Below are 21368 nucleotides of genomic sequence, written 5' to 3' on the forward strand. Positions count from 1 at the left end.
ATTGTATTTGTGTAGATTTCTCAAAATATACTTAAAATTAAGTATGATTTTAATCAATTCACTATTTTTGTTGCATGAAAAGTAAAGGAAAACTCATTATAATTGGAGGAGCTGTAGATAAAGGTAGTTTTACAGAGTCTAGTTTTGATCAAGATGTTTCAAAAAACATGAATTTTTTTGAAACCGGTATCCTAAAACGAATTATTGACGAATCGAAGTATAAAGAAAAATCTCGTATAGAAGTAATAACTACGGCATCAAAAATTCCGAGAGAAGTAGGACCTGAATATGCCAAAGCTTTTCAATATCTGAATGCTTCAAACGTAGATGTTCTCTACATAGAAAGACGTGAGCAGGCTGGTGAGGATGCTGTATTGGAACGTTTGAAAGCTGCGGATATAGTGATGTTTACCGGAGGTGATCAATTGCGACTGTCTTCCATTTTAGGAGGAACAAAATTTCACGATATTTTATTGGAAAAATACCGAAACGAACACTTTATATATGCAGGTACGTCGGCCGGAGCTGCAGCAGCTTCTAATAATATGATTTACCAAGGAAGCAGTCACGAAGCTTTGTTGAAAGGGGAAGTTAAAATTTCTAGTGGCTTGGGCCTCATTGATGATGTAATTATTGATACTCATTTTGTACAAAGAGGTCGTATTGGACGTTTATTTCAAGCGGTTGTAGGAAATCCTAAAGTTTTAGGAATAGGTTTAGGGGAGGATACCGGACTATTAATTACACACGATACCAAAATGGAAGCTATTGGTTCCGGATTGGTAATCTTGGTAGACGGTAGAGAGATCAAAGATACCAATTTGACTCAAGTGGAGCTGGGACAACCCATATCTATCAATCATTTGGTAACTCATGTAATGAGTATGTATGATACTTTTGATTTGGAAACCTATAAAATGCACATTCATTCTTCGCAGTATATTTAATCATTTGGAATTCTTTTTTTATGAAGCTTATTATTCATGGAGGTTTTTTTTCTGAATCATCCACATCCGATGAAACCAAAAAAGCCAAGCAAGAGGCTATGTCCTCAATCGTTTTGGCATCCTTTGATTATTTGAAGTCGCATTCAGCTTTAGAAACCGTTGTTTATGCAGTAAGTTTATTGGAGGACGACCCATTGTTTAATGCCGGAATTGGTTCTCAAATTCAAAGTGATGGTAAAATTCGAATGAGTGCTGCATTAATGGATGGCGGTTCTATGAAAATGAGTGGAGTTATTAATATTGAAGAAGTGAAAAACCCGATAAAAGTTGCCTCAGTTTTGATGAAAGAAGACGATAGAATTGTTGGAGGAGAAGGAGCAACACGCTATGCAAGAGAGCATGGATTTGAAGTTTTTTCTACAGAAATTCCACAACGTAGAGCCGAATTTGAAGCTAAAGTAAAAGCAAATGGGCAAGGTACGGTAGGTTGTGTTGCAATTGATGCTGAAGGTAAAATAGCTGTGGCAACATCAACTGGTGGAAAAGGTTTTGAAATTCCGGGAAGGATTTCAGATTCGGCTACAGTAGCCGGAAATTATGCCAATTCCTTTTGTGGGGTAAGTTTAACGGGGGTAGGAGAAGATATTGTAAGCGGGGCCGTAGCAGCAAAAATTGTTACCCGTGTAACCGATGGATTTACTATTGAAGAAGCTTTTCAAAAAACGTTTGCCGAATTAAAACCTTTTGATGGTTTTGCCGGTGCTATTGGAATAGATTATCGTGGAAATATCTATCACATGGATTCTCATCCTAAGATGGTATTTGCATCATTCGATGGAAATGAAGTTGAGGTTTTTGAATAGAAAAAATAATAAAAAATCCCAATCGCTATGATTGGGATTTTTATTTGTCTTTGATTTATTATTTTACTGCAAGTGCCGAATCAATATTGAAAATTAAACTGGCTCTATGGGCTCTTGTGCTTTCATCTGAAGCACCGGCTGAAGCCAACATACTTCTTACTTTCTTCAAGGTTTGATAGGCTGCTGCTTTTGCAATATCATCATAAGGATTATTCGTTTTATTGGTCGCAATATCAATAATTCTCTTTACGTAATAATTTTGTAGATATTGTCTGTGCGTATTTACTTTCCCATTTAAATCAGCTCTGAAAATTCCGTTTGTTAAATCGGTTAATATTTCGGCTACCGAATAATTATTTCCGTACAAACTGGAATTGGAAACTCTCATTAATGTTGTAGGATGTAAAATATGAGCTAGAGCTGCATCGCTTTGCATAGATAAATACAAGTTATTTAACTTTGGATCTTCAGTAGTTCCCATAAAACCAAATCCTCTACGTTGCATTTGTAAATAAGGATATAGTGCTGTATCTGCATCAAAAGCATTGGGAGCAAAGGCATATTGCGTTAAGATGGCAATGGCTCTTTTTTGGTCTTCTTTAGAAACCGGAGTAAATGGTTTTTCTTTAGCATTTTGACCAATGTAAGTACGATCTACATATACACCTCCAACATATCGACTTACTGCCGAAATCATATTGCGTCTTTGGCCGTTTAGTAAATAAAAACGTGAACGTAATTCGGCATAATTATCTCCGGGTTTACTGTATTTGGTTTTAATTTTACCCATAACAGTATTGATAAGTTTGAAGCGGTCTACAGCATATCCCATAGCATCACTACTTAAATCTTCTACCATAACTCTCGGGTCTATTGCTTTACCGGGAGCACGCATGTCATCGGCATCGTTACCAAAAGTTAAGTAAGGCTCAGAACTTCGACTCAAAATTTTGTTTAATTCGGCCTCTTCATCTTGGTTTGCTCCAAATTCACGGTATCCATATTCAATTGCCCAATTGTCATAAGGCCCCGGAACGGTAGTAAAAAAATTGCCTTGTTTTGATCGGTCTGATGCCAAGTTGATAGCCGGATAATCCATCACTGAACCAATTAAACCAATTTTTTCAGTCAATTCTCTATTGTTTAATTCGGAAGGTTTAAGCATTTGACTGGCTTTCATGTTGTGATTTAGACCCAAAGTGTGACCCATTTCATGCAATACCAAGTAGTACAAAAATTCTTTGTGTACACGTAAAATAGTTTCCGGATCGTCTTCGGAAGCTTCAATTAAAGTTGCACCAAGCATGTATTGGCTTTTCAATTGGTGAGCTAATGTACACATATGACCGTTGTGGTTGGTGCAAGGTGTTAATTCGTTATCAGACGAACTTCCGTTGGCGGCAAATAAATCGTCTAGAATAGGGGAGCGGCTAGCCGAACTCCATTCGATTGTAATATCTGAACCCAGAATTTGTCCGGTTCTTGGATTAGCAAAACTAGGACCTATAGCTCCATAACTCGGTCTTGCAGACGAAACCCATCGGATAACATTGTATCGAATATCACCGGCATCCCAATCAACCGTATCGGGTTGCATTTTCATAACAATGGCATTTTTAAATCCGGCTTTTTCAAATGCAAGATTCCAACGATTACCGGCTTCCATTATGGTTTGTCGGTATTCTACAGGTGTGGTATTTTCTACCCACCATACGATAGGTTCAACAGGTTCGCTGATGGCCGCATTCGGATCTTTTTTAGTCAAGTGCCAACGGTGAATAATGTCTTTGTAAGGAGCAGCTTTCACACTGGTTTGATCGTTAACCGTTTCTCCAAAATATCCAATTCTTGGATCGTCTCTTCGAGGTTTGAAGTCGTTTTTGGGCATTTCCAAGAAGGAATGTTGCATTCTAACGCGAACATAACGAGCATCTGTAATATCTGGACCACCCGAATTAAATGGAGTAGCATTGTCATAAGCTAAATCTACCGTTACATCTACATTGTTTGGGAATGATCGGATGGAATTGTATTTTGATTTGGCAGCAACAAAATTACCTAAGGTAAATTGCATACCGGGGGGAGTACCAGGTCTTGTTATGGGTTTTACAGGATCTAATTTTTCACTGATAAACAATCCATCAGCAGCTATAAGAAATCCGTTTGCGTCTTGAGCAGTTATTTTTTCAGCTAAAAAGATAGATTCAGAAATATCTATACCTTCTGTTTTGCTGATTGCATTGTTTTTATCATAATAAAATGAAGTATTAACCAATCCAAATTCGATTTTGTCATAAGCTTTTTTGATACTGAAGACATTAGTAGAACGGTGCATACTTTGATTTAAAAATAAAGCAGTAGGGCCATTCATAGAATAACTTTGGTAAATGAATTCTTTTCCTAATTGGTCTTTTTTAACATATAGTTGTACGCTACCGGTGATGGTGTCTTGGTACAAAGTAAATAAACCTTCAATTTTTTTGCTACTTTTTACTTTTTCAGCAATACCGGCTTTGGGTGCTTTTTTCACTTTTGCGGTGTCGGGCTTGGTAACAGCTACTTCATTTTTTTTGCTTTTGGATTTGTTGGTCTGGCTTGAGGCACAAGAAATCATGGCAATAGTTAATGATAGCAACAACAGCGTTTTGATTAATTTCATAAAGTTGTTTTCGTATTAAGTTTGTATGTATTTGTTTGACTTACGAAAATAACCTTTTAAAGTTTAGTTTTGTTTTTTTTAAGTTTTTTTTAAAACTTAAAAAAAATCCCGACGATTAGGTCGGGATTTGATAAGTAAGTTGAAATCGGGTTGTTAAAAACGTTTATTTTACTTTATTCACGATAGCTTTGAAAGCTTCCGGATGATTCATAGCTAAATCGGCCAAAACTTTACGGTTTAATTCAATTCCGTTAGCTTTAACTTTACCTATAAATTGTGAATAACTCATTCCTTCCAATCTTGCACCTGCGTTAATACGCATAATCCATAGAGAACGGAAGTTTCTTTTGTTTTGTTTTCTGTCACGGTAGGCATACAACATGGCTTTTTCAACCGCATTTTTGGCAACCGTCCAAACGTTTTTACGTCTTCCAAAGAAACCTTTGGCTTGCTTTAATACTTTTTTTCTTCGTGCTCTTTTAGCAACAGAATTTACTGATCTTGGCATAATTTTCTTGATTTTTTGTAGTAGGCGTCCTGAATTAAATCAAAGGAACTTTATGAGCCATACTCCAAGGTTATTAAATTGTTTTTTAACCTAAAGAATTTAAGTTGTAGTTAAACTACTTCTTAGATAATTCTTAATTGTTCTTTTACACTCTTCATGTCAGTTGAGTGAACTAACGCAGAGTGAGTTAACGCTAATTTACGTTTCTTTGACTTTTTAGTCAAGATGTGGCTTTTGAAAGCGTGTTTTCTCTTGATTTTTCCAGAACCTGTAACTTTGAATCGTTTTTTAGCACTGGATTTTGTTTTCATTTTAGGCATAATTTCCCAAATTTATTTATGATTTAACTTACTTACTTTTCTTTAACTTCAGGGTTTCAATATCGAGTATGATGAACCTGAGTAATGATTTATTTTTTCTTTTTAGGAGCAATGTACATAATCATACGTTTACCTTCTAAAACCGGTAAAGCTTCAACTTTTCCTAGTTCTTCCAAATCTTGAGCGAGACGTAACAATAAAATTTGACCTTGCTCTTTGTAGATGATAGAACGTCCTTTAAAGAAAACAAATGCTTTTAATTTGGCTCCTTCTTTCAAGAACTTTTCGGCATTTTTCTTTTTAAATTCATAGTCATGCTCGTCTGTTTGCGGTCCGAAACGTATTTCTTTTACCACAATTTGAGTGGATTTGGCTTTCAGCAATTTATCACGCTTCTTTTGCTCGTAAACAAATTTACCGTAATCCATTAACTTACACACCGGTGGCTCGGCATTGGGAGAAATTTCAACTAAATCTACCTCCAATTCTTCAGCTAAACGTAAAGCTTCTGTGATTTTGTATACTCCAGGCTCGATGTTTTCACCTACAAGACGAACTTCCGGTACACGAATTAAATTGTTAATTCGATGTGCTGCTTTTTTTTCTACTCTGGGTTGATAACCCTTGTTGTTTCTAATTGCTATGGCTCTAAATTTTTAAAGTTAAACGTCAAATGTTTTTAATGTTTTGGCAATTTCTTCATTTACAAGATTTGCAAATTCAGTTATTGATATTGTGCTGTTTCCTTTGCCTTCCTGACCTTGTTTTCGAATAGAAATAGTATTGTTTTTCTCTTCTTCTTCTCCAACAATAATCATATACGGAATTTTTTTCACTTCAGCATCTCTGATTTTCTTCCCAATTGTTTCATTGCGGTTGTCAATCAGGCCGCGAATTTCGTGATTTTCTAGCAAAGTTAAAACTTTTTGTGCATAATTTTCATATTTCTCACTCAAAGACAGTATAATAGCTTGTTCCGGCATGAGCCAAAGTGGGAAATTTCCTGCTGTATGTTCCAGTAGAATTGCAATAAATCGTTCCATTGAACCAAAAGGGGCTCTGTGAATCATAACCGGACGGTGTAATTCGTTATCGGCACCTTTGTAATTTAAATCAAATCGTTCCGGTAAATTGTAATCCACTTGAATTGTTCCCAATTGCCATTGTCTTCCCAGAGCGTCCTTAACCATAAAATCTAATTTTGGTCCATAAAAAGCCGCTTCACCATACTCTACAACTGTATTCAAACCTTTGTCTTTAGCTGCATTTATAATAGCATTTTCTGCTTTTTCCCAATTTTCATCAGAACCTATATATTTGTCTCTGTTTTCAGGGTCTCTCAACGAAATTTGAGCTGTAAAATTCTCAAAACCTAACGATCCGAAAACATACAAAACCAAATCTATTACTTTCTTAAACTCACTATCCAATTGATCTGGGGTACAAAAAATGTGGGCATCATCTTGCGTAAATCCACGTACTCTGGTTAAACCATGCAATTCACCACTTTGTTCATAGCGGTATACAGTTCCGAATTCGGCATAGCGTTTTGGTAAATCTTTGTAACTCCAAGGGCGAGTATTGTAAATTTCGCAATGGTGTGGACAGTTCATTGGTTTTAATAAAAACTCTTCTCCTTCTGCAGGTGTATGAATAGGTTGAAAGCTATCGGCACCGTATTTGGCATAATGTCCCGATGTTACATACAATTCTTTTTGACCGATATGTGGCGTAACTACTTGTTCGTAACCGGCTTTTTTCTGAGCTTTTTTTAAGAATTGTTCCAATCGGTCTCTCAAAGCAGCTCCTTTAGGCAGCCACAAAGGAAGACCTTGACCTACGCGTTGAGAAAAGGCAAAAAGTTCCAATTCTTTACCCAGTTTTCTGTGGTCTCTTCTTTTTGCTTCCTCTAAAAGTTCGAGGTACTCCGTTAAGTCTTTTTGTTTTGGAAATGAAATGCCGTACACCCGAGTGAGTTGTTTGTTTTTTTCATCTCCTCTCCAATATGCTCCGGCTACACTCATGATTTTCATTGCTTTTATCAAACCGGTGTGAGGAATATGACCCCCTCTGCACAAGTCGAAAAAGTTGGAATGATCACAAAAAGTAATAGTTCCGTCTTCTAGATTGGATATCAGTTCGGTTTTGTATTCGTTGTTTTTGTAAACCTCTAAGGCTTCAGCTTTTGATACCGAACGCATTTTGAATTCGTGTTTTTCACGGGCAATTTCCAAGACACGGTCTTCTATTTTTTTGAAATCGGCGTCCACAATTTTCTGATCTCCAAAATCAACATCATAGTAAAAACCATTGTCAATTGCAGGACCTAATGTAAGTTTGATTCCCGGATACATTTCTTCCAATGCCTGAGCCATTACGTGAGATGTGGAGTGCCAAAAGGCCTTTTTGCCTTCTTTGTCGTTCCAAGTAAAGAGTACCAATGTTCCATCTGTGGTCAAAGGGGTTTCGGTTTCTACAATAGTTGTATTGTAGGCGGCCGAAATTACATTTCTTGCCAATCCTTCACTAATACTTTTGGCTACATCCATAGGAGTAGTTCCAACAGCCATTTCCTTTACGGATCCATCGGGGAGCGTTATCTTTATCATTCTTTTACATTTACGGAATGCAAATATATAGGATTACAAAATCACTTACAAACTATTACTACCTTGAATTTTTGGTAATGCAAACAAGACTTAAACTATTCCTAATTAACTTTAATTTTTGTAAAACCTACTTTACCTTTGTAAAAAAAAAATAAGCATGAAAGTTTTGATTACCGGAGCCACCGGATTAGTAGGAAAGGAGTTGGTAGCATTGTTGTTGCAAGAAGGCATAACCGTACATTACCTTACTACGTCAAAATCTAAATTGGACGATAAGACCCACTACAAGGGTTTTTATTGGAATCCTTCACAAGGGTATATAGACGATACTTGTTTAGACGGAGTAACAGCAATAATTCATCTTGCAGGTGCTACGGTTTCAAAAAGATGGACCCATAGTTACAAGCAAGAAATTATTGAGAGTAGAACTTTAACCTCTCAGTTGTTGTTTAAGACTTTGAAAAACACCCCACATCAAGTAAAGCAGATTGTTTCCGCTTCGGCTATCGGAATTTATAAAGATAGCTTAACTGAGATTTATACAGAAGATTCTAAAAATTTTGATGATACTTTTTTGAGTAACGTAGTACAAAAATGGGAAGACCATGTTTCTGTTTTTAAAGTTTTGGGAATTCAAGTTTGTTTTTTAAGAATTGGTTTGGTTCTTTCTCCTAATGGTGGAGCTCTTCCCGAAATTTTAAAACCCATAAAAATGGGTGTTGGAGCTCCTCTGGGTTCCGGAAAACAAATTCAATCTTGGATTCACATTCAAGACTTAACGGCATTAATTTTATTTGCTATTCAAAATCATTTATCCGGAGTTTACAATGCGGTAGCTCCCAATCCCGTAACACAAACCGAATTTACCAAAGTTTTTGCTAGTGCCTTAAAAAAACCTTTGGTATTACCACGTGTTCCCCGTTGGGTTATGGCTCTTGTTTTGGGTGAAATGCACCAACTTTTATTTTCGAGTCAACATGTGAGTTCGGCTAAAATTGAAAACGAGGGTTTTAAGTTTCGTTATCGCGATTTAAATAAAGCCGCAGATAGTTTGGTATAAAAAAAAACTCCCGTTATCGGGAGTTTTTCATTCTTATTTTGTAGCGGTTACACTAACTTTTAATTCAATATCGTCGTTTACAAATTTGTCTTTCAGATTGTCAAAAATTGATTTTGAAGCATAATTTACACCCCACTCTGTTCTGTTGATTGTAAACGAATCACTGGTTAAAGTTAATTGGTCTCCATCAACAAGTAACGTAGCTTTAAAAGATACCGGTTTGGTAATTCCTTTTAACGTTAGGTTTCCGTTTACGGTAGTACTTCCGTTTTCGGTAACTACAGAAGTGATTTCAAAAGTTCCTTCCGGAAATTTTTTGGTGTTGAAAAAATGATCAGCATCTTCCTCTTTACCTAAACCTTTCAAATGGCCCTCCAAATCTTCTTTACCATCTCCGGCTGCAAGATCCAACACCGTAATTGTATTCATATCTATGGTAAATTTTCCACTTTCTACTTTACCGTTGTTTAAAGAAATCTCTCCAGAAGACAAAGAAAGTGTACCGTTGTGTTTACCTGCCGGTTTAGAACCTACCCATTCGATTACAGAATTTTGGGTGTCAACTTTGTATGCAGAACCTGTTTCTGATGCTGCTGCAGCTTCTGCCGGTTCTGTAGTTTCTTTGGTTTCGTTTTTACAAGATACAGTTAGAAAAAGAGCTGTTACCAGCAAAGAACTCATTACAATTTTTTTCATAATTTTTTAAGATTTTAAGTTTTAAACAAAAATAGAAAATCAACTTGCCTCAACCTCTTAAAGAAATATTAATTTTTTTGCTGACAATTTGACATTATTCAACATTTGGCAGTACTTTTGCAATCCCAAAATGACACCTCAAATGTTTAAAAAATTTTTTAATACTATGAATCAAGAGAATACTGATAATGTAGAAAAGGAAATCGTTGCGAATGAAATAAATGACGTTCAAAGTCCGGAAAGTGTAGAGGAAACAGGAGTTGAATTGACAGCCGAAGAACGTTTGGCCGAAGATTTAGCCAAAGAAAAAGATAAATTTTTACGTCTTTTTGCCGAGTTTGAAAACTTCAAAAAACGAACGGCCAAAGAGCGAATCGATTTATTTAAAACAGCCAATCAAGAGGTTTTACAAGCTATGTTGCCGGTTTTGGATGATTTTGACCGTGCATTGGTTCAGATATCTAAAAACGATACCACAGAAGAGCAACAATTGTTAAAAGGGGTGGAATTGATTCATGAAAAATTAAAATCCACTTTGGTTTCCAAAGGATTAGAACAAGTTGATATTAAGGCAGGTGATGATTTTAATGCCGATTTTGCTGAAGCAATTACCCAAATTCCGGCTCCGACTGAGGATTTGAAAGGTAAAATTGTTGACGTAGTAGAAAAAGGATACAAATTGGGCGAAAAAATCATACGTTTCCCTAAGGTTGTAATTGGACAATAAGAATTGAGGGTCTCCCTTTGAAAAAATAGAATCTATCGAAATTGAAACGATGAAAAAAGATTATTACGAAATATTAGGCATTTCAAAAAATGCTTCGGCAGAAGAAATAAAGAAAGCCTATCGCAAAAAAGCGATTGAATTTCATCCGGATAAAAATCCGGGAAATAAAGAAGCGGAAGAAAACTTTAAAAAAGCGGCCGAGGCCTATGAAATTTTGAGTGATCCCGATAAAAAAGCCCGATATGATCAATACGGTCATGCCGCTTTTGATGGTAATGGCGGTTTTGGCGGTGGCGGTATGAACATGGATGATATTTTCAGTCAGTTTGGAGACATATTTGGTAGTGCTTTTGGCGGCGGTTTTAGTGGATTTGGTGGCGGCGGATTTGGCGGTGGCCAACGCAGAATGAAAGGCAGTAATTTGCGAATCAAAGTAAAACTCACTTTGGAAGAAATTGCTCATGGAGTTGAGAAAAAAGTGAAAGTAAAACGCAAAGTTCAAGCTCCGGGTGTTTCTTATAGTACGTGTTCAACTTGTAACGGTTCGGGACAAGTATTACGCGTAACCAATACCATTTTGGGTCGCATGCAAACGGCTACTACGTGTCATGTGTGTGGAGGAAGCGGACAGACTCTAAGTTCAAAACCTGCCGGAGCAGATGCTCAAGGTATGATTTTGGAAGATGAAACGGTTTCTATCAAAATTCCTGCGGGAGTAGTTAATGACATGCAATTGAAAGTTTCCGGAAAAGGAAACGATGCCCCAGGGAATGGTATACCCGGCGATTTGATTGTAGCCATTGAAGAAGTTGAACACGAATTTTTAAAACGCGAGGGTGAAAATCTCCATTACGATTTGTATATCAGTGTAGCAGAAGCGGCTTTGGGTGTTTCCAAAGAAATTGATACTGTGGGCGGGAAGGTTCGGATTAAACTGGAAGAAGGAATCCAATCCGGTAAAATTTTGAGATTGAAAGGAAAAGGAATTCCGAGTTTGAATTCGTATGGTAATGGCGATTTATTGGTGCATATTAATGTGTGGACTCCCAAGACCTTAAATCGCGAACAGCGTCAGTTTTTTGAGAAAATGCTCACGGATGAGAATTTTATTCCGCATCCTGAAAAGTCGGATAAATCTTTTTTTGAAAAAGTTAAAGATATGTTTTCGTAATTTGAAAAATATTTTTACATTTGAACTTTACTAGGAAACTAGTAGATTCTTTTTCATAGCAATTTTTCCCATCCTTGTGTCACCATAAGGGTGGGTTTTTTTTTGAAGATTGGTTCTAGTAAAGTTTGTTCGTTGTGTCATTTCGACCAGAGGGAGAAATCACATAAAGTTGTTAACGAATTTGCGTAGTGTTATGTGATTTCTCCTGCGTTGTAATGACACGAGTGGGGCGAAATCAATGCGAATCAGATTATTTCTTTGTTTCTCTCCTTTTATATTTTTTGTTTTCAAAAACTAAAAAGTTTTGCATGTTGAGGATATCTTGATTGTTTTTGATTTCAATTTCGTAATATTCTTGACCATCAATAATAATAGGATTTTGCCAATCAATATCAACAAATTCAGGTTGTGACTTTCTTACCGTTTCTATATCCGTTTCCACTACCAAATTATCTGCCCAATCCATCGTTTCATTGTAGTAATTTTTACAGCTAATAAAAATTGAATAAAGGAAAAATAGAGAAAAAAGTTTTTTGTTCATGTTTTGGAATTTTACCTTGTGAATACTTGAATTACTCCATCAGCTCCTTTTTTTCCAAAAAGTGGAACGCTTTTTTGCTTTGGAATAATTTGAATGTCTTTGATTTCTAATTTTTCCAATGTTTCCAAAAGTGTGTTTTCTGAATATTTAGTTAAGGAATTATTAACTTGTAAAAGTGGGTTTTTACCGATTTCATTTTGTATTATTTTTTCTTCAATAAAAAGCTTTAAGTTATACTTTTTTTTACCTTTTTCATTGATGGTGTAATGATTACTTTCATTGATTGTAAATTGATTTTCTCGAATGATTTTCCAGAATTTTTCAGCCCATTCTCCATTGTTCCAAATTTCTTTTTTTTTGTTTAAAGTCTTTTCAATAATTTCTTGTTCAGTTTTTTGTTCAATAAGGATTTCTAAAAGAAAATGCATTTCAATTGGCCATTTTGCCGTTTCAAATCTTTTGGTAAAAGTTGAATTAAAATCATTTAAATCTACATTACTTTCTTTAGCGTTTTTAATAAAGTTCCACAATTCTAACGATTGTAATTTTTTAATACTATCGTTAAAAGTTTTTTCAAATTCTACTTTAGGAAGTTTTTTCATTTTCTCAATACTTTCATTTTGAGAAAAAGATATTAAAGGGATTAAAAGAAAAAATAATATTCTCATAAAGATTTTTGAGCAATTTTTAATTTACAACGATTGAAATAAGTTTTTGTTGTTTTAGTTGAGTATGCGATTTCGAAAAAATATGTTCACCGTGTCATTTCGACCAGAGGGAGAAATCACATAAAGTTGTTAACGAATTTGCGTAGTGTTATGTGATTTCTCCTGCGTTGAAATGACAAAGTCGGGAAATTTTTATTATTATATATCAATTTAAGGCTCGCCTTTTTCCTGAAATAGTACACTTCTTTTTTACCTATAATTTCTTTGCGTGAGGGATTGCAGCGGAAAGCCCGGAATGTAGCCGGAGCTTGTGGAGGCGAAATGAGGACTTGCAGCGAAAAGCCCGACCCCGTTGCTCTCCAATCGTTTTATTTTGCACTTCTACTGCTTGCAACGGGGGCACGCCCACAAAAAAACCCATATCTTGATGATTCTTTACGCGATATTTTGCGGTTATTTCTTATATTTACCCAAACACAAAACAAGTTTATGAGCCACATTTTAGAAGTTAAAAATGTTGTTAAACAATATGGCGATTATACCGCTTTAAACAACGTGTCTTTATCTGTCCCGAAGGGAAGTATTTATGGTCTTTTGGGACCCAATGGAGCCGGAAAAACATCGCTAATTCGAATTATTAATCAAATAACTATGCCGGATAGTGGCGAAGTGTTTTTGGATGGCGAAAAATTGCAACCGCATCACATTCAGCATATTGGTTACTTGCCCGAAGAACGCGGTTTGTATAAATCGATGAAGGTAGGCGAGCAGTGTTTGTACCTGGCTCAATTGAAAGGACTGTCTAAGGTTGAAGCCAAAAAGCAGTTGATGCATTGGTTTGAACGTTTTGGAATTGAAGGATGGTGGGACAAGAAAATTCAGGAACTTTCTAAAGGAATGGCTCAAAAAGTACAGTTTGTGGTTACGGTTTTGCACCAACCCAAATTGTTAATTTTTGACGAACCTTTTTCGGGTTTTGACCCCGTAAATGCCGCACTTATTAAAGATGAAATTTTGGAATTAAAGAAAAATGGAGCCACGATTATCTTTTCTACACATCGCATGGAAAGTGTGGAGGAGTTGTGCGATGATATTGCTTTGATTCATAAATCGAATAAAATGCTCGAGGGAAAACTCACAGATATCAAACGGCAATTTAAAACGCATACATTTGAGGTAGGTGTGGCAACTTCTAACACCGAAAGCTTATTGGCTCAATTGTCACAAAACTATAACTCGGTAAAACCGGCCTTTTTTAAATCGTTGAACCACGAATTGAAATTGGAAATTGAATTGGGGAATCAATCGTCTAATGATTTACTTCAATTGCTAACTTCACATGGGATTGTAACTCATTTTGTCGAGAAAATTCCAACTGCAAACGAGATTTTTATTCAAACTGTAAACGAAAAATAATGAGTGTTTTAAGCCTAATCATTAAAAGAGAGTTCATTGCAAAAGTTCGTAACAAATCTTTTATTGTAATGACGTTTTTGAGTCCCCTATTGTTTGTAGGCATTGCCGTTTTTGTGGCTTTTTTGGCTTCTATTAAAGCCGATGTCAAACGTATTGGGATTCATGATGAAACGGGATTGTTTCTTAAAGAATTTACCAATGACGAATCGTTTACTTACCATGATTTGACCACTTTAAATTTGAATCAAATTAAAGATAGTTTAATTTTGGAAAGCTACGAAGGGGTTTTGTACATCCCTCAAGTAGATAGTCTCCCGGATTTGGTTTCCAAAGTTCAATTTATTTCAAATGAAAGTCCGTCTATGGACTTTATCATGGATTTGGAAGATGTGATTTCGCAAAAAATTACCCAATCAAATTATGAAAAAATTGGTTTAGATACTCTTCAGTTAAATCAGGCTCAAGCCGATGTTTCTATTATTTTGAAAAAGTCAACCGGAGAAAACACCGTAAAAGGTTTAAATGAAATCAAATTGTTTTTGGGAGGAGCTTTTGGGTATTTGATAATGATGTTCATTGTAATTTACGGCAATTTTGTGATGCGAAGTGTCATTGAAGAAAAGACAAATCGAATCATAGAAATCATCATTTCATCGGTCAAACCCTTTCAATTGATGTTGGGTAAAATTATTGGAAATTCACTGGCCGGTATTCTACAGTTTTTCATTTGGGCTGTTTTGGGTATCGTGTTGTTCTTTATTGTAACTTATGTTTTGGGACTCGAAATGGGAGCTTCGGCGGCAGCTTCTCCAGAAGCGATGGAAGCTGCTCAAAATTCGGGTTTTGCAGAAAAATTGCCATTGTATTTGAATGAATTTTTAAGTTTGCCTTTGTTTACGCTGCTTTTCTCATTTGTGTTGTATTTTGTAGGCGGATACTTTTTATACAGTTCGTTCTACGCAGCTATTGGTTCGGCTGTGGATAATGAAACCGATTCGCAACAGTTTTTATTACCTATTATTTTACCCTTAATTTTAGGTGTTTATATCGGATTTTTTACCGTTTTAAACGATCCTCATGGAACAATTGCCACGGTTTTTTCCATTTTTCCATTAACCTCACCCATAGTAATGCTAATGCGAATACCTTTTGGTGTACCTATTTGGCAATTGATTCTTTCTTTAATTCTATTGTATGCTACATTTTTTGGAGTGGTATGGCTGGCAGCTAAAATTTACAGAGTTGGAATTCTAATGTATGGTAAAAAACCCACTTGGAAAGAATTGTATAAGTGGATGAAGTATTAAATGTGTGATTAAATGAGTTTAAGTATAGAGAACATATTACTAATTGGCTCCTTATTACTTTTAATAAGTATAATAGCAGGTAAAACATCTTATAAATTTGGCGTTCCCACATTAGTATTGTTCTTAGCTATTGGTATGCTTGCCGGTTCTGAAGGTCCGGGCGGAATTCTATTTGATGATCCGAAATTGGCACAATTTATTGGAATAGTTTCACTTAATTTTATTTTGTTTTCCGGAGGTTTAGATACAAGTTGGGGTTCAATCAAACCCATTTTATGGCAAGGAATTGCTTTGTCCACATTTGGTGTTTTTATCACGGCAATATCTGTAGGTATTTTTGTTTACTACATAACCGATTTCACAATTTATGAATCTTTGTTGTTGGGTTCAATTGTTTCATCTACTGATGCCGCAGCTGTATTTTCTATACTACGATCTAAAAGTTTAGCATTAAAATCAAATTTACGACCTACACTCGAGTTGGAAAGTGGTAGTAATGATCCTATGGCTTATGTTTTAACAATTGCACTTTTAGGGTTGGTGGTTAATCAGGAGCAAGATCAAAATGTTTGGTCAGTTGTTCCGTTGTTTTTACAACAAATGATTATTGGTGCAGGTGCCGGTTTACTTTTTGGAAAGTTGAGTAAATACATCATTAACCAAATCAAATTAGACTTTGAAGGATTGTATCCCGTTTTGGTAATTGCTTTAATGTTTATCACTTTTTCTGCTACTGATTTTGTAGGTGGAAACGGTTTTTTAGCTATTTATTTATGTGCTGTTTATTTGGGAAATCAAGACATTATTCACAAAAGAACCATTTTGAAAATGTTTGATGGATTGGCTTGGTTAATGCAAATAGTATTATTCCTGACTTTAGGTTTATTGGTTTTTCCGTCACATATTGTTCCGGTAATTGGAATTGGCTTGTTAATTTCTGCTTTTATGATTTTGGTAGCAAGACCTATCAGTGTGTTTTTAAGTTTGATACCATTTAAAATCAAAAACAGAAAAAAGCTATATATATCTTGGGTAGGTTTGAGAGGTGCGGTACCTATTGTGTTTGCCACTTATCCTTTACTTGCCGGAATTGAAAAGGCAGATATGATTTTCAATATCGTATTTTTTATTACATTAACCTCTATTCTTATTCAAGGGACAACCCTGTCAGTAATTGCAAACTGGCTTCATGTTTCTTTACCTGAGAAAGTTAAATTAAAAGGACCCTTGGAAATCTTTTTTGACGAAAATCCCAAGTCGCATATTGGTGAGATAAACATTGTTAAGTCTGATTACGGTGTAGGGAAGAAAATAGTTAATCTTGGTTTTCCAAAAAATGCTTTAGTAACGATGATAAAACGAAACGAAAAGTATATAACACCAAGCGGTTCCACAATTTTAGAGTCAGGTGATAAATTAATTGTTCTTTCTGATAAAAAAGAAAGTATAGATATAATTGCAGAGCGATTAAAAAGTAATAAAGTAGAGTTGCCTAAACGATTTATTTTATTCTTGGAAACTACAGAGCATAGTCAGTTACTAATTAAAAATGCTTTGCAAATGGCCCAAAATCATAAAGTCGAATTCTGTTTGGCTCATCAAACTTATAATTTTTTACCCAAAATTATAGATAATTCCGAACGTTTATTGGCAGTTCGAAATGCTAAGACAGAGGCTCTAATTAAATTGAAAGAGTTAGCCAAAATTGAATTTAGTCCAATAGAAGTTGATTTTTTTGTTTCAGAAGAACGAATTCCAAAGATGTATGCTAAACTTAAGAATCCATCATATGAAGATTTCATTTTTGTTGGTTTAAAAGGTACCGGTTATTTTAAAAAACACTTAATTGGGAGTATAGCTACTCAAATTACAGATCACATTAATGCTACTTTGTTTGCCTTTCCTCAAATACAATCGGATTTAAAAATTGAAGAGTTTTATGTTGGAATACTCAAAGCTCAAGAATTTAATTTTGATGCATTGAATACTGTAATTCCATTTTTTGAAAATTTAAAGAAAATTGTAGTTTTTACAATATCAAATAACTCGGAAGATTGGATATTTAATCAGGATGAATTAGAAAAAATTCATTTTCCGGAAAATAAGAAACTGGAAATAGTATGTAAAGTTTTGGAAGATAAAGAAACTTTAAAAGAAACAATAGAGTCTAAAAATGCTCAATTTACTAAGATTTTAGTTATTCAAAAAGGGGCTCGTAATGTTTCAGATAAAATGTTTAGAAGTTATTTTTCTAACGAATTCATATACGAAGGTAAGTTTCCTATGATTGTCTTACCTTACAAAGAAAAAACTATTTTAAATTAATATTAGTATTATAAATATGCCAAAAATTTTGATTATTGAAGATGAAGCTCCTATTCGTAGAGTGTTAACCAAAATTCTTTCGGAGGAAAGCGATACCTATCAGGTGGAGGAAGCCGAAGATGGACTTTCCGGAGTAGAAAAAATTAAAAACGAAGATTACGATTTGGTACTTTGTGACATCAAAATGCCCAAAATGGATGGGGTAGAGGTGCTTGAAGCCGTGAAAAAAATAAAACCCGAAATTCCGATGGTCATGATTTCCGGTCATGGCGATTTGGAAACGGCTGTCAATACGATGCGATTGGGAGCCTTTGATTACATTTCAAAACCACCCGATTTGAATCGATTGTTAAACACGGTTCGCAATGCGTTAGACCGAAAACAACTGGTGGTTGAAAATAAAATTCTTAAAAAGAAAGTTAGCAAAAATTATGAAATGATTGGTCAGTCGGAACCGATTAACCATATCAAAGAAATGATTGAAAAAGTAGCTCCTACAGAAGCACGTGTTCTTATTACCGGACCAAACGGTACCGGAAAAGAGTTAGTTGCCCATCAATTACATGAAAAAAGTGAACGTTCGGCTTTTCCGATTATTGAAGTGAATTGTGCCGCCATTCCATCAGAATTAATTGAAAGTGAATTGTTTGGTCATGTGAAAGGAGCCTTTACATCAGCTGTAAAGGACCGAGCCGGAAAATTTGAGGCGGCTGATGGCGGAACTATTTTTTTGGATGAAATTGGCGATATGAGTTTGGCTGCTCAAGCGAAAGTATTGCGTGCTTTACAAGAAAATTTGGTTCAACGAGTTGGAGCGGATAAGGACATCAAAGTCAATGTTCGGGTGATTGCAGCCACCAATAAAGATTTGAAAAAAGAAATTGCCGAAGGGCGTTTTCGAGAAGATTTGTACCATCGTTTGGCGGTGATTTTGATAAAAGTACCGGCTTTGAATGATAGGCGAGATGATATTCCGCTATTGATTGAACATTTTTCAAGCAAAATTGCCGAAGAACAAGGCAATGTAGCCAAGAAATTTTCAGCTAATGCAATTAAATTATTACAAGAATACGATTGGACCGGAAATATTCGCGAACTTCGCAACGTGGTAGAACGCTTAATTATTCTGGGTGGAAATGAAATTTCGGAGAATGATGTCAAGCTTTTTGCGAGTAAGTGATGAAACCAAAAAGATAAAAAAATCTAAAAAATCTAAATCATTGATGATAACATTTTAGATTTTTTAGATTTTTCAATTTTTTAGATAATAAATATGCAACTAAAAAAAATAAACCCAAAACTTCAACTAGCCCTTGTTGAATGTGGTTTGACGGAAGCGAATGAAATGCAACAAGAAACTTTTTCTACCTTGAAGAGTGGAGCAGATGCAGTAATTCAATCACCAAACGGAAGTGGAAAATCAACAACTATTGCTTTAAATGTGATTCAGCGACTGGAAAAACCGGTTGGCGAAAGCACTCGGGCTTTGGTAATTGTGGAAACCAAAGAAAAAGTAATCGAAATGGTTGAACTTTTTCAAAAGTTTGGAAATTATACCCATTTACGAGTGATTGGCGTTCATGAAAAAGGTGATATTGATTACGATAAAAACCAAATTTCACTGGGAATGGATGTGTTGATTGGTACACCAACTAAAATTAATGATATGTTTTCTTCTGCCGGATTCAATATGAATACTATTAAAATGTTTGTGGTAGATGATTCCGATGTTTTATTTCGAAACCGAATGGATGCCATTATTTTGCGACTCTCCTTAAGTGTTGAAAAAACGCAACGTATTTTCTTTTGTTCTACCATCACGGAACGAGTAGAGGTATTGGCCGATAAAATTATGATTGAGCCGGTTTTCTTCGAAGCGGAATAGTTGCCAGTTGTCTGTTGTTAGTTGACTTTTTTCAGTTGTCTTTTCACAGCAATAATAACTAAGGAATTGTAAATCATTTTTTTTAATTGTTACAAGGACTAATTACTAATCACTAATTACTATTAAAAATGGGTATGATGAAAGTGTTCTCCGGAAGTGAAATTTTGGCTTCCGCTTTGAGAGAAAAAATAGAAGAAGTTGGAGTAGAAGTACTTCAGAAAGACAATATCCAATCGGCACGATTGGGTGGTTTTGGCAACTTGGATTTGGCGGTTGAATTGTTTGTTGATGAGCGTTATTATGCCAAAGTAGCTCCGGTGATAGAGCAATTTAGGATGAGTATTTAGTAGTACTTTAGACCTGACAGGTTTTGAAAACTTGTCAGGTCTAAAAAATAAAAATTTTACCTAAATACCTTCAAGTAATAAGCTAAAACCGAAATAAACACCCCAAATACTCCAATAAATCCAAATGAATATCGCAAACTGGTTAGTTCTGCAATATGTCCGATAACCGGTGGCCCGAGTAAAAATCCAATAAAGCTTATACCGGTAACAATCGTTAAAGCTTCTCCTGTTGGGATGTTTGTGCTTCTTCCGGTTGTACTGTAAATGATTGGAATTACATTGGAAACACCAAAACCTACCAGCATAAACGCCAACATACAAGGAATCAAAAAGGGAAACGCAACGGCCATATACAATCCGGTTGAGATGGTAATTCCGCTAACAATCAATATATTTCGGGCTCCAAATTTTCGAACCAAAATATCACTTAAAAATCTTCCTAATGCCATGGTAATCATAAAAGAAGTATAACCCAATATAACCAATGCACCAGGTGCTTTAACAATATCTTTAAAGTAAATTCCACTCCAATCAAACATGATCCCTTCACTTGCCATACAACAAAAACCAATCACACCCAACCAGATTAGATTTTTATCCGGTATTTGAAACCTAAACTTGGGTCCCGAGATTTCCTTAGCTACCGATTTTACTTTAACCAATTGCCGATAATTAACCAGAATTAATACTCCTACCAATAGAAAAATAAGTAAAAAATGTTGATGAGGTGTAAGTTCAAGTGCCATCATACCTAAACCAACCAAAGCACCACAAAAACCGGCCAAACTCCAAGAACCATGAAAGGAACCCATAATAGGTTTTTTGAATATTTGTTCGGTATATACCCCTTGGGTATTGATTGAGATATTGCAAAAATTACCACAAACGCCAAAAATAAATAAGGCTAAGGCCAATTGCCAAGTTTGAGTTACCAAACCAATGTTGGTTAAACTAAACGCATAAAGTGGCAAGGCGAATAAAAGTACTTTTCGACTTCCGAAACGCGTAACTACTTTTCCGGAAAAAGGCATAGCGGTAAGTTGACCAATGGGAAGTGCAAATAGAAGTGTTCCCAGTTCGCCTTCACTGAGTTGTAATGTAGCTTTAATATCCGGAATTCTGCTCGCCCATGAGGCAAAACAAAATCCCATACCAAAATAAAACAAACTCATCGCCAAACGAATTCTATTCAAATACGACTGTTTGGCTTTGCGATAGGTTTTTTTGTGCTTTTGTTTTGGGATAATTTTTCCAAGAAAGCTGTAATCAAGTAATGGCATATTAGATTGGATAATTCAGATTGCAAAATTAATTAAAAA

Annotated in this window: 19 protein-coding genes and 1 pseudogene; 11 read left to right on the forward strand and 9 right to left on the reverse strand. The window is 35.4% G+C overall.

The window, feature by feature from the left end; all coding sequences use genetic code 11:
• Positions 1-74: 74 nt before the first annotated feature.
• The gene (locus V7M80_RS05050) at positions 75-947 is read left to right on the forward strand and encodes a cyanophycinase (protein WP_333694492.1); all 873 of its coding nucleotides are present in this window, start codon (positions 75-77) and stop codon (positions 945-947) included.
• 20 nt (positions 948-967) lie between these two features.
• Positions 968-1810, forward strand: a complete 843-nt coding sequence (locus V7M80_RS05055) for an isoaspartyl peptidase/L-asparaginase (protein ID WP_333694494.1) — start codon at positions 968-970, stop codon at positions 1808-1810.
• Positions 1811-1868: 58 nt separating this feature from the next.
• Here V7M80_RS05055 and V7M80_RS05060 read toward each other — a convergent pair whose 3' ends face one another.
• The 5 genes from V7M80_RS05060 to thrS all read right to left on the reverse strand — a co-directional run bounded on the left by V7M80_RS05060 (position 1869) and on the right by thrS (position 7906).
• The gene (locus tag V7M80_RS05060) at positions 1869-4469 is read right to left on the reverse strand and encodes a zinc-dependent metalloprotease (protein WP_333694495.1); all 2601 of its coding nucleotides are present in this window, start codon (positions 4467-4469) and stop codon (positions 1869-1871) included.
• A gap of 163 nt (positions 4470-4632) precedes the next feature.
• The gene (gene rplT, locus V7M80_RS05065; RefSeq protein ID WP_333694496.1) at positions 4633-4977 is read right to left on the reverse strand and encodes a 50S ribosomal protein L20; all 345 of its coding nucleotides are present in this window, start codon (positions 4975-4977) and stop codon (positions 4633-4635) included.
• A 122-nt stretch (positions 4978-5099) separates the two neighbouring features.
• Positions 5100-5297 carry a 50S ribosomal protein L35 gene (gene rpmI / locus V7M80_RS05070; RefSeq protein WP_081709383.1) on the reverse strand — a complete coding sequence of 66 codons (198 nt, stop codon included), beginning with the start codon at positions 5295-5297 and terminating at the stop codon, positions 5100-5102.
• Positions 5298-5386: 89 nt separating this feature from the next.
• Positions 5387-5935, reverse strand: coding sequence for a translation initiation factor IF-3 (gene infC / locus V7M80_RS05075; protein WP_333694625.1), 549 nt, complete (start codon positions 5933-5935; stop codon positions 5387-5389).
• 24 nt (positions 5936-5959) lie between these two features.
• Positions 5960-7906 carry a threonine--tRNA ligase gene (gene thrS / locus V7M80_RS05080; RefSeq protein WP_333694499.1) on the reverse strand — a complete coding sequence of 649 codons (1947 nt, stop codon included), beginning with the start codon at positions 7904-7906 and terminating at the stop codon, positions 5960-5962.
• A 157-nt stretch (positions 7907-8063) separates the two neighbouring features.
• Between thrS and V7M80_RS05085 the strand changes: the two genes are divergently transcribed.
• Complete coding sequence (locus tag V7M80_RS05085; protein ID WP_333694500.1) at positions 8064-8966, forward strand: TIGR01777 family oxidoreductase; 903 nt, start codon at positions 8064-8066, stop codon at positions 8964-8966.
• 33 nt (positions 8967-8999) lie between these two features.
• Here V7M80_RS05085 and V7M80_RS05090 read toward each other — a convergent pair whose 3' ends face one another.
• On the reverse strand, positions 9000-9662 hold the full coding sequence (locus V7M80_RS05090; protein ID WP_333694502.1) for a YceI family protein: 663 nt from the start codon (positions 9660-9662) through the stop codon (positions 9000-9002).
• 142 nt (positions 9663-9804) lie between these two features.
• On the opposite strand from V7M80_RS05090, the gene V7M80_RS05095 reads away from it, so the two are divergent.
• Both V7M80_RS05095 and dnaJ read left to right on the forward strand, forming a co-directional pair.
• Complete coding sequence (locus tag V7M80_RS05095; RefSeq protein WP_442902340.1) at positions 9805-10389, forward strand: nucleotide exchange factor GrpE; 585 nt, start codon at positions 9805-9807, stop codon at positions 10387-10389.
• Positions 10390-10438: 49 nt separating this feature from the next.
• Complete coding sequence (dnaJ, locus tag V7M80_RS05100) at positions 10439-11560, forward strand: molecular chaperone DnaJ (protein WP_333694506.1); 1122 nt, start codon at positions 10439-10441, stop codon at positions 11558-11560.
• A gap of 250 nt (positions 11561-11810) precedes the next feature.
• On the opposite strand, the gene V7M80_RS05105 is transcribed toward dnaJ, so the two are convergent.
• Together V7M80_RS05105 and V7M80_RS05110 are read right to left on the reverse strand one after the other, a co-directional pair.
• On the reverse strand, positions 11811-12101 hold the full coding sequence (locus tag V7M80_RS05105; protein ID WP_333694508.1) for a hypothetical protein: 291 nt from the start codon (positions 12099-12101) through the stop codon (positions 11811-11813).
• Between the two features lie 11 nt (positions 12102-12112).
• Positions 12113-12769, reverse strand: a complete 657-nt coding sequence (locus V7M80_RS05110; RefSeq protein ID WP_333694509.1) for a hypothetical protein — start codon at positions 12767-12769, stop codon at positions 12113-12115.
• A gap of 489 nt (positions 12770-13258) precedes the next feature.
• Here V7M80_RS05110 and V7M80_RS05115 point away from each other — a divergent pair, with 489 nt between their 5' ends.
• The 6 genes and pseudogenes from V7M80_RS05115 to V7M80_RS05140 all read left to right on the forward strand — a co-directional run bounded on the left by V7M80_RS05115 (position 13259) and on the right by V7M80_RS05140 (position 20049).
• Entirely contained in the window at positions 13259-14185 is a 927-nt protein-coding gene (locus tag V7M80_RS05115; RefSeq protein ID WP_333694510.1) for an ABC transporter ATP-binding protein, read from the forward strand.
• Positions 14185-15492 (forward strand): ABC transporter permease, encoded by a 1308-nt coding sequence (locus V7M80_RS05120; protein WP_333694512.1) that lies wholly within the window; start codon positions 14185-14187, stop codon positions 15490-15492. The genes V7M80_RS05115 and V7M80_RS05120 overlap by 1 nt, the downstream gene beginning before the upstream one ends.
• A gap of 12 nt (positions 15493-15504) precedes the next feature.
• Positions 15505-16965 (forward strand): annotated as a pseudogene (locus tag V7M80_RS05125) (potassium/proton antiporter); the annotation flags it as partial.
• 868 nt (positions 16966-17833) lie between these two features.
• Positions 17834-18997 carry a sigma-54-dependent transcriptional regulator gene (locus tag V7M80_RS05130; RefSeq protein WP_333694514.1) on the forward strand — a complete coding sequence of 388 codons (1164 nt, stop codon included), beginning with the start codon at positions 17834-17836 and terminating at the stop codon, positions 18995-18997.
• Positions 18998-19090: 93 nt separating this feature from the next.
• Positions 19091-19702, forward strand: a complete 612-nt coding sequence (locus V7M80_RS05135; RefSeq protein WP_333694516.1) for a DEAD/DEAH box helicase — start codon at positions 19091-19093, stop codon at positions 19700-19702.
• Positions 19703-19830: 128 nt separating this feature from the next.
• The gene (locus tag V7M80_RS05140; protein WP_333694517.1) at positions 19831-20049 is read left to right on the forward strand and encodes a putative signal transducing protein; all 219 of its coding nucleotides are present in this window, start codon (positions 19831-19833) and stop codon (positions 20047-20049) included.
• A 56-nt stretch (positions 20050-20105) separates the two neighbouring features.
• On the opposite strand, the gene V7M80_RS05145 is transcribed toward V7M80_RS05140, so the two are convergent.
• On the reverse strand, positions 20106-21329 hold the full coding sequence (locus tag V7M80_RS05145; RefSeq protein WP_333694519.1) for an MFS transporter: 1224 nt from the start codon (positions 21327-21329) through the stop codon (positions 20106-20108).
• Positions 21330-21368: the final 39 nt, after the last annotated feature.

This window comes from Flavobacterium sp., assembly GCF_036759525.1.
Lineage (GTDB): Bacteria > Bacteroidota > Bacteroidia > Flavobacteriales > Flavobacteriaceae > Flavobacterium.

Coding starts and splice junctions, on each gene's coding strand:
- V7M80_RS05110 (WP_333694509.1), bottom strand. CDS start 12,769: ATGAGAATATTATTTTTTCTTTTAATCCCTTTAATATCTTTTTCTCAA.
- V7M80_RS05145 (WP_333694519.1), bottom strand. CDS start 21,329: ATGCCATTACTTGATTACAGCTTTCTTGGAAAAATTATCCCAAAACAA.
- V7M80_RS05115 (WP_333694510.1), top strand. CDS start 13,259: ATGAGCCACATTTTAGAAGTTAAAAATGTTGTTAAACAATATGGCGAT.
- V7M80_RS05135 (WP_333694516.1), top strand. CDS start 19,091: ATGCAACTAAAAAAAATAAACCCAAAACTTCAACTAGCCCTTGTTGAA.
- V7M80_RS05050 (WP_333694492.1), top strand. CDS start 75: ATGAAAAGTAAAGGAAAACTCATTATAATTGGAGGAGCTGTAGATAAA.
- V7M80_RS05085 (WP_333694500.1), top strand. CDS start 8,064: ATGAAAGTTTTGATTACCGGAGCCACCGGATTAGTAGGAAAGGAGTTG.
- rpmI (WP_081709383.1), bottom strand. CDS start 5,297: ATGCCTAAAATGAAAACAAAATCCAGTGCTAAAAAACGATTCAAAGTT.
- dnaJ (WP_333694506.1), top strand. CDS start 10,439: ATGAAAAAAGATTATTACGAAATATTAGGCATTTCAAAAAATGCTTCG.
- V7M80_RS05130 (WP_333694514.1), top strand. CDS start 17,834: ATGCCAAAAATTTTGATTATTGAAGATGAAGCTCCTATTCGTAGAGTG.
- V7M80_RS05090 (WP_333694502.1), bottom strand. CDS start 9,662: ATGAAAAAAATTGTAATGAGTTCTTTGCTGGTAACAGCTCTTTTTCTA.
- V7M80_RS05095 (WP_442902340.1), top strand. CDS start 9,805: ATGTTTAAAAAATTTTTTAATACTATGAATCAAGAGAATACTGATAAT.
- V7M80_RS05055 (WP_333694494.1), top strand. CDS start 968: ATGAAGCTTATTATTCATGGAGGTTTTTTTTCTGAATCATCCACATCC.
- V7M80_RS05105 (WP_333694508.1), bottom strand. CDS start 12,101: ATGAACAAAAAACTTTTTTCTCTATTTTTCCTTTATTCAATTTTTATT.
- rplT (WP_333694496.1), bottom strand. CDS start 4,977: ATGCCAAGATCAGTAAATTCTGTTGCTAAAAGAGCACGAAGAAAAAAA.
- V7M80_RS05120 (WP_333694512.1), top strand. CDS start 14,185: ATGAGTGTTTTAAGCCTAATCATTAAAAGAGAGTTCATTGCAAAAGTT.
- thrS (WP_333694499.1), bottom strand. CDS start 7,906: ATGATAAAGATAACGCTCCCCGATGGATCCGTAAAGGAAATGGCTGTT.
- V7M80_RS05060 (WP_333694495.1), bottom strand. CDS start 4,469: ATGAAATTAATCAAAACGCTGTTGTTGCTATCATTAACTATTGCCATG.
- V7M80_RS05140 (WP_333694517.1), top strand. CDS start 19,831: ATGGGTATGATGAAAGTGTTCTCCGGAAGTGAAATTTTGGCTTCCGCT.